The sequence below is a fragment of the Geodermatophilus sp. SYSU D00779 genome (genome assembly GCF_054050595.1).
The window spans coordinates 1-13,803 of sequence record NZ_JBJGZQ010000009.1 but is presented as its reverse complement, the minus strand read 5'-3'; the positions used below and the strand labels follow the sequence as shown (position 1 = coordinate 13,803).

The window sequence follows — 13,803 nt, the reverse complement described above, 5'->3', positions numbered from 1 at the left end:
GCCGCCCGCGACACGGCCTGACGGGAGAACGGCCCGGGCGCCCTAGCGAGTGTCCGGGCCGCTCGTGGTCCGGACGGTGGGTCGGGCGGTCACCACGACGGGGCCGCCGCAGTTCCAGCACGCCGGCCCCTCGGTCGTGTCCTCCTCGGCGTCCTGCCCGCCCACCTCGCAGGGGCGGCAGGTCCAGCTGACCTCGATCCGGCTCTCCACGGACCGCTCTCCTCGGTGCACTCGTGCGGCCCCCGTCCGGTCGGGGGCCGCCGGGGCGCGAGGTACCCAGGGCGCGGTCGTCCCACGCCGTCGCCGGATGGCCGGCCGCACCCGGGTGGGCCGACACTGGGCGCGTGGACGACGACGCGCCACCTCGCATCCCGCAGCACGAGGCCGTCAACCGCTTCGGCACGACCGCACTGCGGACGGCGCACGAGCTCACCGCCGAACTGGCCGCGAACGACGGCGGCGACGAGGAGCCCGTCGTGCTGCGCCGGTCGGGAGGACGGCACCGCAGCCTCGCCGGGCTGGCCGCCCTGATCGACACCGCCCTGGTCGACACCGCCCTGATCGACACCGCCCTGATCGACACCGCCCTGATCGACACCGCCCTGGACGAGGGCGGCGCGGACGCCGCGGGGCGGGAGCCGCACCACCGCAGCTGAGGCAGCGGTGCGCGGTGGCGCTGACCCCGTCGGTGACGGCGCGCGGTGCGGACGTGCGCCGTCCGACGGGTCGTTGACGGGTGCGCCGGTCCGGCATGATCGTCGTCCCGCACACGCACGCCGGCGACGTCGTGCCTCCCGGCCCGGCGCTCGACCGGCTGGGAGGTCGACGATGACCACCGGTGCCCCCGCGGCCGCCCCGCGGCACCGCAGCCCGACGTCGCGCCCGCACACCTGCCTCCCTCGCCGGTCCCGGCCGCGCGCGTAGTCCGGCGGGGCCCGTCGGGAACCAGCCGACGCCGACCCGACCGGCCCTTCCGCCGACTCCCACGGGGGACTTCCACCCACAGGTGCGGACGCGAGGAGATGAACGCACATGGGAAGCGTCGGACTGCTCTACGTCGGAGCCGTGCTCGCCGTGAACGGGCTCATGCTGCTGGGGTTGGTGGAGGCCCGCGGCGCCGCTCCGCTCAACCTCTTCGTCGGCGCGCTGCAGGTCGTGACGCCGACCTACCTCATCTTCACCGCGGGGGGTGACGCGGCGATCACCCTGAACGCCTCGGGTCTCTACCTGTTCGGGTTCACGTACCTGTACGTCGGGATCAACCTGCTGGCCGGCCTCGACGGCACGGGGCTCGGCTGGTTCTCCGCGTTCGTCGCGGTGTGTGCCCTCGTCTTCTCCGGCCTCAACTTCTGGTACGTCCAACCCACGGACTCGGCGTTCGGCGTGATCTGGCTGTACTGGGCCGTGCTGTGGGCGCTGTTCTACCTGGTCCTGGGGCTCAAGCGCGACGACCTGGCCCGGTACACCGGGGCCATCGCGCTCGTCGCGGGCATCCTGACCGCGGCGGTCCCGGCCTTCATGCTGCTCACCGGGGTGTGGGACGACTACATCGGGATCTCGGCGATCGTGCTCGCCGTCGTCTGCGCCGCCAGCCTGGTCCTCCTGTACCCGCCACTGCGCGGGCACCTGGAGCCGGCCGGGCCGCCGTCGGGGCCGGTCCCGGAGGGCACGTCGGCCGCGTCCCAGGGCGTGCCGGCGGCCCGGCGGACCACCGACGCCGGCCACGGAGCCGGCTCGGGGAGGCAGACCAGCGGCTGAAGGAGGCCCCCCCTGGCCCCCGCCACTGGCACGCTCGCGGCGGGACCCTGCAGGGGGCCGACAGGGGTCAGGAGCCGCTGCCCGCGGAGCAGCTCCTCGAAGGAGGAGACGTCGGCGAGCGGGTCGGCCGGCCGCTCGGCGGCCGGCCGGCTCCCGTCACCTCGGTCCTGTTGCGGGTCACGCACGAGGGACTCGGCTCGTCCCGGCGGTGGACGGCGCGGAGCGGAGAGCGCCACGATCGTGGCCATGACGACGGAGTCGCTCCGCGCGGTGCGCGATCACCTGTCCGAGGTCATCGACCGGGTCGAGCACCAGCACGAGCGCGTGGTGATCACCCGGAACGGGCGTGCCGCGGCCGTGCTCATCAGTCCCGCGGACTTGGAGGCGCTCGAGGAGACGCTGTCGGTCCTCCATGACCCGGAGGCCCTGGCGGACATCCGGGAGGCGGATGCCGCCTATGCCCGAGGCGACGTGACGCGCGGTGTGGAGGCAGTCCGCCGGCTGCGGCAGTGACCGGGGGACAGTCGTACGAGCTGGGCCTGACGCCTCCGGCGCGGCGGGCGTTGGCCGAGCAGCTGCCGGGACCGGTGGCCGTCGCGGTGATCGACTTCCTGACCACCGCGTTGGTCGGGGGGCCGTGCAGGGTCGGCAAGCCGCTGCGCGGTGATCTGGCCGGGGTGTGGTCGGCGCGACGTGGGACCTACCGCGTGCTCTACCGGGTCCTCGACGAGCCGCGCGAGGTGGTCGTCCTCAGGATCGACCACCGTCGCGACGTCCACCGCTCCGGCTGACTGACGGGTCCGAAGCGACGTCCCTCGACGGAACACGGCGCCGGGGCCACCCACCACGCCCGGCAGGTGGCCCCGGCGCCGTGGGCGCGGGGGAGTGCGGGGCTCAGTGCCCGCGGAGCAGCTCCTCGAAGGAGGGGACGTCGGCGAACGGGTCGACCGGCCGCTCGGCGGCCGGCCGGCCGGCGACCAGGTCGCCCAGCTCGTCGGCCGCCCGGTCGATCCGCCGGGCCAGCTCGGCGTCCACCCCACCGGCGCCGGCCCAGTCCTCCGGCGCGGCGAAGACGCCGGTCGGTGCGGGGATCGCGCGCAGGTAGGCGAACAGCGGCCGCATCGCGTGCTCGATCACCAGCGAGTGCCGGGCGGTGCCGGCGGTGGCGCCCAGCAGCACCGGCGTCCCGGTGAGGGAGTCCTTGTCCAGGACGTCGAAGAACGTCTTGAACAGCCCGCTGTAGGAGGCCGAGAACACCGGCGTCACCGCGATCAGCCCGTCGGCGCCGGTGACCGTGTCGATCGCCGCGCGCAGCGACTCGTTGGCGAACCCGGTGACCAGGTCGTCGGCCAGGTCGCGCGCGTGGGTACGGAGCTCGACGACCTCCACCGTCGCGTCGTCCCCCCGCTGGCGCAGGGCGGCGACGGTCGCGGCGGTCAGCCGGTCGGCCAGCAGCCGGGTCGACGACGGCGTCGACAGCCCGGCGCTCACGACGGCCAGGGTGCGGGTGGTCATGCGGAGACCTCCTCGAGGGACGCCTGCCGGGCCGCCACGCGGGAGGCGTGGGTCGGCGCGTCCGGCACGTGCGCCGGCTTGAGCGCGGCGAACTCGCGGCGCAGCACCGGGACGACCTCCTCGCCCAGCATGTCCAGCTGCTCCAGCACCGTCTTCAGCGGCAGGCCGGCGTGGTCGATGAGGAACAGCTGCCGCTGGTAGTCACCGACGTACTCGCGGAAGCCGAGGGTCCGCTCGATGACCTGCTGCGGCGAGCCGACGGTCAGCGGCGTCTCGCGGGAGAAGTCCTCCAGCGAGGGGCCGTGGCCGTAGACCGGCGCGTCGTCGAAGTACGGCCGGAACTCAGCGAGCGCGTCCTGGCTGTTCCTCCGCATGAACACCTGCCCGCCCAGCCCGACGATCGCCTGGTCGGCGCTGCCGTGGCCGTGGTGCTCGAAGCGGCGGCGGTAGAACTCGACCATCCGGGCGGTGTGCTCCTTCGGCCAGAAGATGTGGTTGTGGAAGAAGCCGTCGCCGTAGTAGGCGGCCTGCTCGGCGATCTGCGGTGAGCGGATCGAGCCGTGCCACACGAACGGCGGGACGCCGTCCAGCGGCCGCGGGGTCGAGGTGAAGCCCTGCAGCGGCGTGCGGAACTGCCCCTGCCAGTCGACGACCTCCTCGTCCCACAACCGGCGCAGCAGCGCGTAGTTCTCCACCGCCAGCGGCAGGCCGTTGCGGATGTCCTGCCCGAACCAGGGGTAGACCGGGCCGGTGTTGCCGCGGCCCATCATCAGGTCGACCCGGCCGCCGGCCAGGTGCTGCAGCATCGCGTAGTCCTCGGCGATCTTCACCGGGTCGTTGGTGGTGATCAGCGTGGTCGCCGTCGACAGCTGCAGCGTGGTGGTCTGCGCGGCGATGTAGGCCAGCGTCGTCGTCGGCGAGGAGGAGAAGAACGGCGGGTTGTGGTGCTCGCCCAGGGCGAAGACGTCGAGCCCGACCTCCTCGGCCTTCTTCGCGATGGTGACGATCGCCTGGATCCGCTCAGCCTCGCTGGGCGTGCGGCCGTTGGTGGGATCGGTCGTGATGTCGCTGACCGAGAAGACGCCGAACTGCATGTCGGTCTCCGTTGGTTGAGAGTGCAACTACCGGCCCGTGCAACGTACCGCGGCCTGCGGTATTCCCCTCGTCCTGCCCCCTCGGAGGGAGGGCGGACGCCGGAGTGCGACGTCACTCACGTTTCCGATGTGGTTCCCGACATTGTCACGGGACGGTAACGCCGCCTACGGTGGCTGACGTCCGGTCGGTCGTCTCGTCCCCGCTCGGGGAGCCTGACCGGACGCCGCCGAGTCGTGTCCGCCACCAGCGGGCGCGAGCCGGGGACCCACCGCAGTACTGGGGTGAATCCCGCCCGCGTGCACGCCGCGCGGGCCGGTAGGGCTGCTTCCCGCCCGAACCCGTCAGCTAACTCGGTAGGCGGCTCACGGAAGAACGGAGCACCCGCATGCCCCGCCCACGGGCCCTCGCGGCACGCCGGCCCACCCGGCCACGCGCACTCCGCGCCTCTTCCCCGGCCTGCTGACCCGGTACCTGACCGCGCCCGCCGGCACCCCTCGTCCGCCGGCGTCCCCGTAGACCGCGCCGCACCGGGCTGTCCTCTGCCCTGAGGACCCTCCCGCGCGCCCTCTCGCCACGGAGCACCCCCACCTGATGGACACCAAGCAGTTCCCGGCCGTCCCGGCCCCCGACGCCCCCGTCAACCGGGGCGCCCGCCGTCGCCTGCGGCTGCCCACCCGCGGCCGCCGCCCGGCGATCCTGCTGGCCACCGCTGCCGCCGGTGCGATCGTCGTCAACACCGTCATCGGCGCGCAGCCGGCCGCCGAGGCCGAGGCCGAGACGGTGACGGCCTCGATGAGCGTCGCCGAGCAGCTCGGCATCACCGAGGAGTCGGCGCAGCAGCCGCTCGCCGCCCCGGCCGCCACCGAGCTGGCCCCGCTGCAGGACCTCGCCGCCTCCCGCAGCGAGCGTCAGGTCGCGGAGGCGCAGGCCGCGCAGGTCCAGGCCGCCGCCGAGCAGGCCGAGCTGGACCGCCAGGCCGCCGAGAAGGCCGCCGCCGAGCAGGCCGCTCGCGAGGCCGCGGAGCGCGCGGCCGCCGAGAAGGCCGCCGCCGAGGCCGCCGCCCGTGAGGCCGCGGAGCGCGACGCCGCCGCGAAGAAGGCTGCGGCTCCGGCGCCCGCCGCCAGCAGCTCGTCGTCCGCGGCGCGTGGCTCCTTCAAGGACTACGCGATGAGCAAGGTCGGCAGCGCCGAGCAGTTCAGCTGCCTGGAGAAGCTGTGGGGCAAGGAGAGCGGCTGGAACCCCAACGCGCAGAACCCCACCAGCACCGCCTACGGCATCCCGCAGTTCCTCAACTCGACCTGGGCCAGCACCGGCATCGCCAAGACGTCGGACGGCTACCGCCAGATCGACGCGGGCCTGATCTACATCGAGAGCCGCTACGGCAGCCCCTGCGGCGCCTGGGCGCACTCGCAGTCCACCGGCTGGTACTGAGCGAGGACCCCGTCCTCCCCACCCCTCGCAGGCTCGGGGCGGGACCCGAGACGGGGCCGCCTCCTGCCCCCCGGGCCGGAGGTCAGCAGCACCGAGGGCCGTCCCCGCACTGCGGGGGCGGCCCTCGGCCGTTCCCGGGCCGTGGTGGACTGCGAGGTGTGACCGTCCGCTCCGTCCCGTCCGCCTTCGTCCGCGCCCACACCCAGGTGCGGCGGCCCTCCTCGGTGCCGGAGGTCCGGCTGCACGTCGCCGACGACGTCGTCGCGCTGTGGGAGGCGATGGAGGCGGCGGACGGCGGGGCGGGGGAGACCCCGCCGTTCTGGGCCGCCGCCTGGCCCGGCGGGCAGGCCCTGGCCCGGTACGTGCTCGACACCCCGTCGGTGGTGGCCGGGCGGGCCGTCCTCGACCTCGGCTCCGGCAGCGGGCTGGTGGCGCTCGCCGCGCGCCTCGCCGGCGCCCGGTCGGTGCTGGCCAGCGACGTCGACCCGTTCAGCCGCACGGCGGTCGGCGTCAACGCCGGCCTCAACGGCGTCGGTGGGATCAGCGTCACCGGCGACGTCCTCGGCCGCGACCCGGTCGGCATCGACGTCGTCCTGGCCGGCGACGTCTGCTACGACCGGGAGATGACCGAGCGGGTGCTGCCCTTCCTCGACCGGGCCCGCGCTGGCGGCTGCGAGGTCTACGTCGGCGACCCCGGCCGGCCCTACCTGCCGCACGACCGGCTCGAAGGTGTGGCGGTCTACGAGATCGCGGAGACCGAGGGGCCCGGGCTGCGCCGCACGACGGTCTGGCGGCTGCCCTGAGCGGGACCGTGCACGTCGGGACGTCGGGCTGGAGCTACGACCACTGGGACGGCGTCCTCTACCCGCCGGGCACCCCGCCGCGGGACCGGCTGGCGCACTACGTCCGGCGCTTCGGCACCGTCGAGCTGAACGCCAGCTTCTACCGCTGGCCGCGCACGGCGACCTTCGCCTCCTGGCGCCGGCGGCTGCCCCCGGGCTTCCAGCTCTCGGTCAAGGCCCCGCGCGGGCTGACCCACGCCAAGCGGCTGTACGCCCCCGAGACGTGGGTCGGCCGGCTCACCGCGTGCTGGCACGAGCTGGGGGACAAGCGCGCCGTCCTGCTGGTGCAGCTGCCGCCCACCCAGGCCCGGGACGACGCCCGGCTCGACTTCTTCCTCGCCCTGCTGCCGGAGTGGGTGCGGGTCGCGGTGGAGTTCCGCCACCCCAGCTGGCACGACGAGGCGGTGTACGCCCTGCTCGAGCGGCACGGCGCGGCGTACTGCGTGATGAGCGGCGCCGGCCTGCCGTGCGTGCTGCGGGCGACCGCGCCGTTCGTCTACGTGCGCCTGCACGGCCCGGACGACGCCCACCTCTACGCCGGCTCCTACCCCGACGCCGACCTGCGCTGGTGGGCCGACCGGATCGGCGAGTGGGCGCGCGGCGGCCGCGACGTCTACGCCTACTTCAACAACGACGGGCACGGGCACGCGGTCCGCAACGCGGAGGCGCTGCGGGCCCTCGTCCAGACCTGAGTCCTGCCGAGGTGCCCGTCCGGCGCGCCGCTCGGGTCGCCGACCCGGACGGTCGGGGTCGCGTTGCTGACGGCGGTCCCCGGGGAGTGCTCCGCGGGTCAGGCCGGCGATGTGCCCGTGGGAGGGGGCGGCGTCCCGGGGGTGGCGCGGCCGGGCGCGGGTCGAGGCGGCGCGGGCGGTGGCAGGTCGGCGATCTCGCGCAGCGCGCCGCGGAGGTGCAGGAGCCCGTCGCGGCCGAGGAGTTCCTCGAGCTCGGCCTCGATCCCGGTGATCGTGTCGAACGCGGCCTGCAGGGCGTCCTGGCCGAGGTCGGTGAGGACGATGAGCTTGGCGCGCCGGTCGCTCGGGTCCGGGACGCGCTCCAGGTAGCCGTGGGCCGCCAGGTGGTCGACCAGCTCGCCCATCGCCTGCGGCGTCATCAGCGCCCGTTCGGCCAGCTGGGTGAGCCGGGTGCCGTCGCGGTCGATGTTCACGAACACCGCCGAGTGCGCCACGCGGATGGGGTGGCCGGCTGCGGCGACGCCCGCCGTGATGCGGGCCTCCAAGCGGGCGGCGGCTCGCTCCACGAGGTAGGTGGTGTTGGTCTCCGGCTCGCGCAGGCGACGTGGCATTGACATCCCTCCAGGAGGTCCCGACACTTATTAAGGCAGTCTGTATATCAGGCTGCCTGATGGCTTCGTTGCCGGCGACGTCACCACCGCCGCCCCTGGATGCAGGAGGACCCGATGCCAGAGCCGATCGCCACGCGTCCGGTGAGCCCGGGGTCGCGACCCGCCTCTCGCCCCGCCCCGTTCGCCGTCCGCAGCGACGAGGGGGAGCGTCTCGCCTTCGGGGACGCCACCCTCGTGGTGCGGGCCTCCGCCGAGAGCACGGCGGGTGCCTTCACGGTGTTCGAGGAGGTCCCGCCCCTGACCGACGTCGCCCGGCACGTCCACCAGCACGAGGACGAGGTGTACTACGTCCTCGACGGAGAGCACGAGTTCGACTGCGGGGACCGGACGTTCCGGCTCGGCCCCGGCGATCTCGTGTTCCTGCCCCGCGGCATCCCCCACGCCCATCGGCGCGTGGTGCCCCGAGCCGGGCGCCTGCTGAACATGACCACCCCAGCCGGCCTCGAGGGGCTCTTCCGCTTCCTGGCCCGGGCCGCCGGTGCAGGAGAGCTCGACGCCGCCGCCTACACCGAGGCCTCCACCCGGCATGGCGTCCGATGGCTCGGATGAGGGTTCGGCTCCCCGCCGCGGACGGTGCCAGCGCCCGGATGCGGCCCGTGCTGCAGGCCCTGGCGTACGGCAACGCGCTGGTCGATCTCTCCGGCGTGCTGGCGTACGCGGCGGAGGCACGCGCGCCCGGGCAGGACCGTCCGCGACCTCGCGGGGCGGCTCAGCAGGGAACGGGACCGGTGGGTGGTCCCTCGCCGACACCGGGGTCGGCCACGTCGACCGCAGGGGCCGACCGACCTGCTCCCCACCGCGGCGGTGCTCGACGGGTTCGGGGTGGTGGAGCCCCGCGCTCGACCGGGTGGTCCGGGCGCTCGCGCCGATGGCCCGCCCGGTCGGCCACCGACCGCTGCACCCCGGGAGCTGGGTGGCCGACCACCTGCGTCCGCTGGACGTGGGGGAGCGATCCGCCAACGCAGCAGGGGCGTCCCCTGGTGGGCCGCGCACGGGCACCTCGGGTGTGCACCTGGGTCCGCCGGGTCCATCCCTCGCTCGTCGTCCGCACCCGGCCGCGGGTGGCGCGCGCGGCCAGCAGCCCGTAGCCGAGCACGTTGGGCACCAGCGCGACGGTGTGGATGCCGGCCTGGACGGCCGGGCTGGCGACGTCGAGCCCGACCGGTGCCAGGACGTAGTGGCCGAGGAACCCGCCGGTGTACGGCTCGCCACCGGCCCGCTCGCGCAGCGCCAGCTCCAGGTCGGTGAGCGGGCACGGCGCCCCCGCCAGGTTGACCGCGAAGATCGCCGCGGCCACCGGCGCGTGCACCCACAGCAGCCGGGGGTGGCGCAGGGCGACCAGCGCGCCGGTCACCATGAGGACGACGGCCAGCGCGTGCACCACCGCGACCAGGTGCGCCCACAGCACGCACCCAGCCTGGCACGCCGGGAGCGCGCCGGGGACCTCCCGGCGGGAGGATGGGGGCATGAGCGAGAGCGACGCGGGCGGCCGCGAGAGCGGGTCGGGCAGCCGGGTGAGCCGGTCGGTCGAGGAGTTCGTCGGCCAGCTGCGCAGCTTCACCGACCGAGCACGCGGCGCGGTGCCGTTCTCGCTGCCGCGGCTGCCCTCGCCACCCGGCGCGCTGTCGGCGGCCCAGCTGCGCGCCATCGACCGGGCGGTGCGCAGCCAGCGGCAGCAGATCGCGGCGATGACCGCCCAGCTGCAGGCCTTCGACGAGCAGCTGGCCGTCTTCGAGCGGATCCTCGACCCGCTGGTGGAGTGGAGCGCGACCTGGGCGCGGCTGGAGGAGTCGGTGGCCGACCTGGTCCGCCGTCCCGGCGACCCCGACGACGGGACGACGCCGCGCGCCTGAGCTACCGCTGGTCGCGCCGCAGCGGGTGGTCGGCCGGTACCTCGACCAGCACGATCCGCACGCCCTCGGGGTCGGCGACCCACGCCTCGACCAGGCCCCACGGCTCGGTCCGCGGGTCGCGCAGCACCGTCGTCCCCGCGGCGCGCAGTCGCCCCACCTCGGCGGCGACGTCGCGCACCTGCACCCACAGCGCCAGGCCCCGGGCCGGCTCGTCGCCGGGCCCGGAGACCTCGAGCAGACCGTTGCCCAGGAAGAACACCACCCCGGGGTGCTCGGTCGGGCCGAACTCGCGGTACACCGCCAGCCCCAGCACGTCGCGGTAGAAGGCCTGCGACCGCGCGGGGTCGACCGGCCGGAGGAGCACCCGGCTGCTCAGCACGTCCACCCGGGCATCCTGCCCCGCCCGAGGACCGGCCCCGCTACGGCACCAGCTCCTGCTCCTCCCCGGTGAGCCACTCCAGGACGACGAGGCTGGCGTCGTCCTGCAGCTGGTCGGCCTGGTGGGCCAGCACGCTGCGCATCAGCCGCCGCACCGTCTCCGGTGCCCGATAGCCAGCCGCGGACGCCGAGAGGACGAAGTCGGCCAGCCGCTGCTCGCCGAAGAACTCCCCCTCCGGCGAGCGGGCCTCGGTGATCCCGTCGGTGTAGAGCAGCAGCCGGTCGCCGGGCTCCAGGCGGGTCTCGCAGCAGACCGGCTCGTGCCCCTGCAGCCCCAGGGGCCGGGTCGGCGCGCACCGCGGCAGCTGCACCAGCGACGAGCCGCGCAGGATCAGCGGGTCGGGGTGCCCGGCGTTGATCCACCGCAGCCGGCCGGTGTCGATGTCCAGGCGGGCGAGCACCGCGGTGGCGAACTGGCTGCCGGGGAACTGCCCGGCGATCGCGGCGTCGATCTCGGCGGCGATCCCCGGCAGGTCGAGCCCGTTGCGGCGGGCGTGCCGGTAGGCGCTGATCGCCACGCTGGCGAGCACCGCGGCGGGCAGGCCGTGCCCGACCGAGTCGATGACCAGCAGGTCGGCGGTGTCCCCGTTGACGGCGTAGTCGAAGCTGTCACCGCCGACGTCGTAGGCCGGCTCCAGGCCCCCGGTGATGACCACCCGCTCGGTGCCGAACGTCACCGGCGGGAGGAGTTCCCACTGCATCTCCGCCGCCAGGCTCATCGTCCTGCGCCGCCGCAGCCGGGAGAACACGTCGCTGTACTGGTCCTTCGTCACGATCAGCTCGGCGACCAGGCTCACGAAGGCCTTGAGCCGCTCCCCGGACTCCTCGTCCGGGCCCGACGGCAGCGTCAGCTCCGCCACGCCGAGGCGCTCCACCCCGTCGAGCAGCGGCAGCCACATCCGGACGGCCGGTCCGGTGCTGCTGGTGAGCACCTCGACGCGGCGGAACGACCGGCCGGCCATCGTGCCCTCGACCGGCACCTCCGGACGCTCGGGGACCCCGTCGCCGGGCAGCGGCAGCAGGGTGGCCGACTCGTAGTCGGCCAGGTACAGGACGGTCTCGGTCACCCCCAGCGCCCGGGCGTGGGCGGCGACGGTGCTCGCCAGCCTCGACGGCGACATCAGGTGCGCGGCCCGCAGCAGCGAGCTCAGGGGTTCGGTCACCGAGCTCGTCCTGTCCGTCGGCGGGTCGGGTCGCAGGCAGGGTATGCGCTGAGCACGGGCACGGCCGGTCGGGCCCGGGAGGCATCCTCCGGGCCGCGCCGGGGCAGGGACGGGGGACGGCGGCCGACGAGAGGGGACGGGACGTGGCGCAGCGCTTCGAGTACCGGGTGGTCGAGCTCCGCGAGGGGCTCATCGGCGGGAAGATGTCGGGTGACAAGCTGGAGAAGGTGCTCAACCAGCACGCCCGCGAGGGCTGGCAGCTCAAGGCGATCACCTCGGTCGAGGTCAAGGGCCGGATCGGCCCGGGCGGCGTCGAGGGCGTGCTGGTGACGCTGGAGCGCCCGACGACCTGACCCGAGGAGCGCCCGTGCCCGACGCCGACGTGGCCCGCGCCCGGTTGCGCGCGGACTGCAGCCGCTGCGCCGGGCTGTGCTGCGTCGCCCCGGCGTTCGCCGCCTCGGCCGACTTCGCCATCGACAAGCCGGCCGGGCACGCCTGCCCGAACCTGCGGGACGACGACCGCTGCGGCATCCACGCGCAGCTGCGCGAGCGCGGGTTCCCCGGCTGCACGGTCTTCGACTGCTTCGGCGCCGGGCAGCAGACGGTGCAGGTGACCTTCGGCGGTGCCCCGCACTGGCGGGACTCCCCGGAGCAGGCGGCGGCGGTGTTCGCGGCCTTCGGCGTCCAGCGGCTGCTGCACGAGCTGCTCTGGTACCTCACCGAGGCGCTCGCTCTCGACGCCGCCGCGCCGCTGCACCGGGAGCTGGCCGCCGCGCACGAGCGCACCGCCGGCCTCACCGCGGCCGGCCCGGACCAACTCGCGGCCGTCGACGCCGGCGCTCTGCAGGCGGAGGTCGGCGCGCTGCTGCTGTCGGTCAGCGAGCTGGCGCGGGCCGGCGCCCGCAAGCGGCCCTCCACAGGGGCCCGCCGCGAGCCTGCGAGCGGTGGGGGACGGAGGGTCCTCCACCGGCGCAACGCCGACCTCGTCGGGGCCGACCTGCGGCGCGGGGACCTGCGCGGTGTGAGCCTGCGCGGGGCCCTGCTGATCGGGGCGGACCTGCGCGGTGCCGACCTGTACCTGACCGACCTGCTCGGCGCCGACCTGCGTGGTGCGGACGTGCGCGGCGCCGACCTCTCCGGCGCGCTGTTCCTCACCCGGCGTCAGGTGGCCGGCGCCCGCGGCGACGCCGCGACCCGGCTGCCGGCCGGGCTCGAGCACCCGGCGCACTGGGAGGACCCGTGAGCACCGACGCCCTGCGCTGGGTCGAGCGGCACCGCGGCGGGGCGGCGCCGGCCGACGTCCTGGCCCTCGCCGACCGGCTGCCCGGTGTTGCGGTCGAGGAGATGACCGGCCGCTGGCGGGGCGCCGAGCTGCCCACCGGCTCACCGCTCGACGGTCTGCTCCTCGCGCACCGTTGGTGGGGCAAGGAGGTGCGCGACGCCGAGACCGTGCACCCGCTGCTCTTCCCCGACCGGGCGGGCCGGCCACGGCCGATCGATCCCGCGCCCGCGCCGCTGGGACTGCTGCGCCGCGCACCGGGCCTCGCCCGCAGCGCCCCGGCCCGGCTGGCGTTCAGCGCCGTCCGGCCGCTGCTGACCACCCGCCGTCCCACCGCCCGGCTGCGCACGGTGGTGCACCGCGGGGTGCCCACCGCGGCGCTGGTCTACGACCGGCTGCCGGTCGTCGACGTCTTCCGCCGGGTGACCCCGGACCTGCTGCTCGGGCTCATGGACATGCGCGGCCTGTCCGGCCCGTTCGCCTTCCTGCTCGAACGGGCCCGCGAGACCGCCTAGAGGTCGTCCTCCGGGCGGCCGCGCCGGCGGAGGAAGCCGGCGACCGAGCCGACCCGGTCGGTGGCCTGCCGCAGCCCGTGCACCAGCGGCAGCAGGTCGTCGGCGACGGTGCGCAGCGTGTCCGGCACGGTCTCGATGGCCGGGTCGTCGAGCACCCGGCCGACGCGCTCGAGCCCGGGGCGCAGCGCCCGCACCGGCTCCTCGAGCTCCTCGACCAGGCCCTCGAGCCGTTCGGCGGTCCGCTGCGCGGACGCGATGGTCTCGGTCGCCACGCGCGTGGCGGTGATCAGCTCACGGACGGCGGTGTTGAGGTCCGCGATCGTCCGCGGCAGCTGCGCGAGCGCCTCGGTCTGCTTCTGCAGGACGTCGACCAGCTCGGACAGTCCCGGGATGCGGGGGAGGCCCAGGCCGCGGAAGGGGTCCACGTGCCCACCGTCGGGGACCCGGGCCGCCCCCGCAACCGCCGGGGCCCCCCCCGCCCTCCCCCCCGGGGCGCGCGCGGGGGGGCCCGCGCGCCCCGGGGGCCGGGGGCGGGGGGGGGGCCGCGGGGC

Annotated in this window: 20 protein-coding genes and 1 riboswitch; of the genes, 12 read left to right on the top strand and 8 right to left on the bottom strand. The window is 75.4% G+C overall.

The genetic code is table 11. From position 1 onward, the window contains the following. Window positions 1–42: 42 nt before the first annotated feature. Window positions 43–210 (bottom strand): hypothetical protein, encoded by a 168-nt coding sequence (locus ACI79G_RS08955; protein ID WP_456880784.1) that lies wholly within the window; start codon window positions 208–210, stop codon window positions 43–45. 134 nt (window positions 211–344) lie between these two features. Here ACI79G_RS08955 and ACI79G_RS08950 point away from each other — a divergent pair, with 134 nt between their 5' ends. From ACI79G_RS08950 to ACI79G_RS08935, 4 genes are all read left to right on the top strand, one after another. Further along, complete coding sequence (locus ACI79G_RS08950) at window positions 345–656, top strand: hypothetical protein (protein WP_456880783.1); 312 nt, start codon at window positions 345–347, stop codon at window positions 654–656. A gap of 376 nt (window positions 657–1,032) precedes the next feature. Then, window positions 1,033–1,758 carry an AmiS/UreI family transporter gene (locus ACI79G_RS08945; RefSeq protein ID WP_456880782.1) on the top strand — a complete coding sequence of 242 codons (726 nt, stop codon included), beginning with the start codon at window positions 1,033–1,035 and terminating at the stop codon, window positions 1,756–1,758. Window positions 1,759–2,004: 246 nt separating this feature from the next. Beyond that, window positions 2,005–2,271, top strand: a complete 267-nt coding sequence (locus tag ACI79G_RS08940; RefSeq protein ID WP_456880781.1) for a type II toxin-antitoxin system Phd/YefM family antitoxin — start codon at window positions 2,005–2,007, stop codon at window positions 2,269–2,271. Further along, on the top strand, window positions 2,268–2,549 hold the full coding sequence (locus ACI79G_RS08935; protein WP_456880780.1) for a type II toxin-antitoxin system RelE family toxin: 282 nt from the start codon (window positions 2,268–2,270) through the stop codon (window positions 2,547–2,549). The genes ACI79G_RS08940 and ACI79G_RS08935 overlap by 4 nt, the downstream gene beginning before the upstream one ends. A 103-nt stretch (window positions 2,550–2,652) precedes the next feature. On the opposite strand, the gene ACI79G_RS08930 is transcribed toward ACI79G_RS08935, so the two are convergent. Together ACI79G_RS08930 and ACI79G_RS08925 are read right to left on the bottom strand one after the other, a co-directional pair. After that, window positions 2,653–3,273, bottom strand: coding sequence for an FMN reductase (locus tag ACI79G_RS08930; RefSeq protein ID WP_456880779.1), 621 nt, complete (start codon window positions 3,271–3,273; stop codon window positions 2,653–2,655). Next, entirely contained in the window at window positions 3,270–4,367 is a 1,098-nt protein-coding gene (locus ACI79G_RS08925; RefSeq protein ID WP_456880778.1) for an LLM class flavin-dependent oxidoreductase, read from the bottom strand. Before ACI79G_RS08925 ends, ACI79G_RS08930 begins: the two co-directional genes overlap by 4 nt. A gap of 215 nt (window positions 4,368–4,582) precedes the next feature. Continuing rightward, a riboswitch (cyclic di-AMP (ydaO/yuaA leader) is annotated at window positions 4,583–4,743 on the top strand. A 216-nt stretch (window positions 4,744–4,959) separates the two neighbouring features. Between ACI79G_RS08925 and ACI79G_RS08920 the strand changes: the two genes are divergently transcribed. From ACI79G_RS08920 to ACI79G_RS08910, 3 genes are all read left to right on the top strand, one after another. Continuing rightward, window positions 4,960–5,799 carry an aggregation-promoting factor C-terminal-like domain-containing protein gene (locus ACI79G_RS08920; RefSeq protein WP_456880777.1) on the top strand — a complete coding sequence of 280 codons (840 nt, stop codon included), beginning with the start codon at window positions 4,960–4,962 and terminating at the stop codon, window positions 5,797–5,799. 158 nt (window positions 5,800–5,957) lie between these two features. Then, window positions 5,958–6,602, top strand: a complete 645-nt coding sequence (locus ACI79G_RS08915) for a class I SAM-dependent methyltransferase (RefSeq protein WP_456880776.1) — start codon at window positions 5,958–5,960, stop codon at window positions 6,600–6,602. A gap of 8 nt (window positions 6,603–6,610) precedes the next feature. Further along, window positions 6,611–7,333 (top strand): DUF72 domain-containing protein, encoded by a 723-nt coding sequence (locus ACI79G_RS08910; RefSeq protein ID WP_456880775.1) that lies wholly within the window; start codon window positions 6,611–6,613, stop codon window positions 7,331–7,333. Between the two features lie 98 nt (window positions 7,334–7,431). On the opposite strand, the gene ACI79G_RS08905 is transcribed toward ACI79G_RS08910, so the two are convergent. Then, window positions 7,432–7,944 (bottom strand): MarR family winged helix-turn-helix transcriptional regulator, encoded by a 513-nt coding sequence (locus tag ACI79G_RS08905; RefSeq protein WP_456880774.1) that lies wholly within the window; start codon window positions 7,942–7,944, stop codon window positions 7,432–7,434. Between the two features lie 114 nt (window positions 7,945–8,058). Here ACI79G_RS08905 and ACI79G_RS08900 point away from each other — a divergent pair, with 114 nt between their 5' ends. After that, window positions 8,059–8,553 (top strand): cupin domain-containing protein, encoded by a 495-nt coding sequence (locus ACI79G_RS08900; protein WP_456880773.1) that lies wholly within the window; start codon window positions 8,059–8,061, stop codon window positions 8,551–8,553. 160 nt (window positions 8,554–8,713) lie between these two features. Here the strand turns inward: ACI79G_RS08900 and ACI79G_RS08895 are convergent, their stop codons facing one another. Continuing rightward, the gene (locus tag ACI79G_RS08895) at window positions 8,714–9,412 is read right to left on the bottom strand and encodes a DUF2784 domain-containing protein (RefSeq protein ID WP_456880772.1); all 699 of its coding nucleotides are present in this window, start codon (window positions 9,410–9,412) and stop codon (window positions 8,714–8,716) included. Between the two features lie 58 nt (window positions 9,413–9,470). Here ACI79G_RS08895 and ACI79G_RS08890 point away from each other — a divergent pair, with 58 nt between their 5' ends. Then, complete coding sequence (locus ACI79G_RS08890) at window positions 9,471–9,857, top strand: hypothetical protein (RefSeq protein ID WP_091217387.1); 387 nt, start codon at window positions 9,471–9,473, stop codon at window positions 9,855–9,857. Window position 9,858: 1 nt separating this feature from the next. Here ACI79G_RS08890 and ACI79G_RS08885 read toward each other — a convergent pair whose 3' ends face one another. Both ACI79G_RS08885 and ACI79G_RS08880 read right to left on the bottom strand, forming a co-directional pair. Next, the gene (locus ACI79G_RS08885) at window positions 9,859–10,242 is read right to left on the bottom strand and encodes a VOC family protein (RefSeq protein ID WP_456880771.1); all 384 of its coding nucleotides are present in this window, start codon (window positions 10,240–10,242) and stop codon (window positions 9,859–9,861) included. Between the two features lie 34 nt (window positions 10,243–10,276). Further along, window positions 10,277–11,458, bottom strand: coding sequence for a PP2C family protein-serine/threonine phosphatase (locus ACI79G_RS08880; RefSeq protein WP_456880770.1), 1,182 nt, complete (start codon window positions 11,456–11,458; stop codon window positions 10,277–10,279). 143 nt (window positions 11,459–11,601) lie between these two features. Between ACI79G_RS08880 and ACI79G_RS08875 the strand changes: the two genes are divergently transcribed. The 3 genes from ACI79G_RS08875 to ACI79G_RS08865 are packed head-to-tail and all read left to right on the top strand — an operon-like array spanning window position 11,602 to window position 13,252. Continuing rightward, window positions 11,602–11,811: a DUF4177 domain-containing protein gene (locus ACI79G_RS08875; RefSeq protein ID WP_091150821.1), complete on the top strand. Its 210-nt coding sequence runs from the start codon at window positions 11,602–11,604 to the stop codon at window positions 11,809–11,811. Window positions 11,812–11,825: 14 nt separating this feature from the next. Beyond that, entirely contained in the window at window positions 11,826–12,701 is an 876-nt protein-coding gene (locus tag ACI79G_RS08870) for a pentapeptide repeat-containing protein (RefSeq protein WP_456880769.1), read from the top strand. Next, window positions 12,698–13,252, top strand: a complete 555-nt coding sequence (locus tag ACI79G_RS08865; RefSeq protein WP_456880768.1) for a DUF4334 domain-containing protein — start codon at window positions 12,698–12,700, stop codon at window positions 13,250–13,252. The genes ACI79G_RS08870 and ACI79G_RS08865 overlap by 4 nt, the downstream gene beginning before the upstream one ends. Here the strand turns inward: ACI79G_RS08865 and ACI79G_RS08860 are convergent. Continuing rightward, window positions 13,249–13,677, bottom strand: a complete 429-nt coding sequence (locus ACI79G_RS08860) for a hypothetical protein (protein ID WP_091217402.1) — start codon at window positions 13,675–13,677, stop codon at window positions 13,249–13,251. The two genes, ACI79G_RS08865 and ACI79G_RS08860, sit on opposite strands and share 4 nt — an antisense overlap. Window positions 13,678–13,803 lie beyond the last annotated feature (126 nt).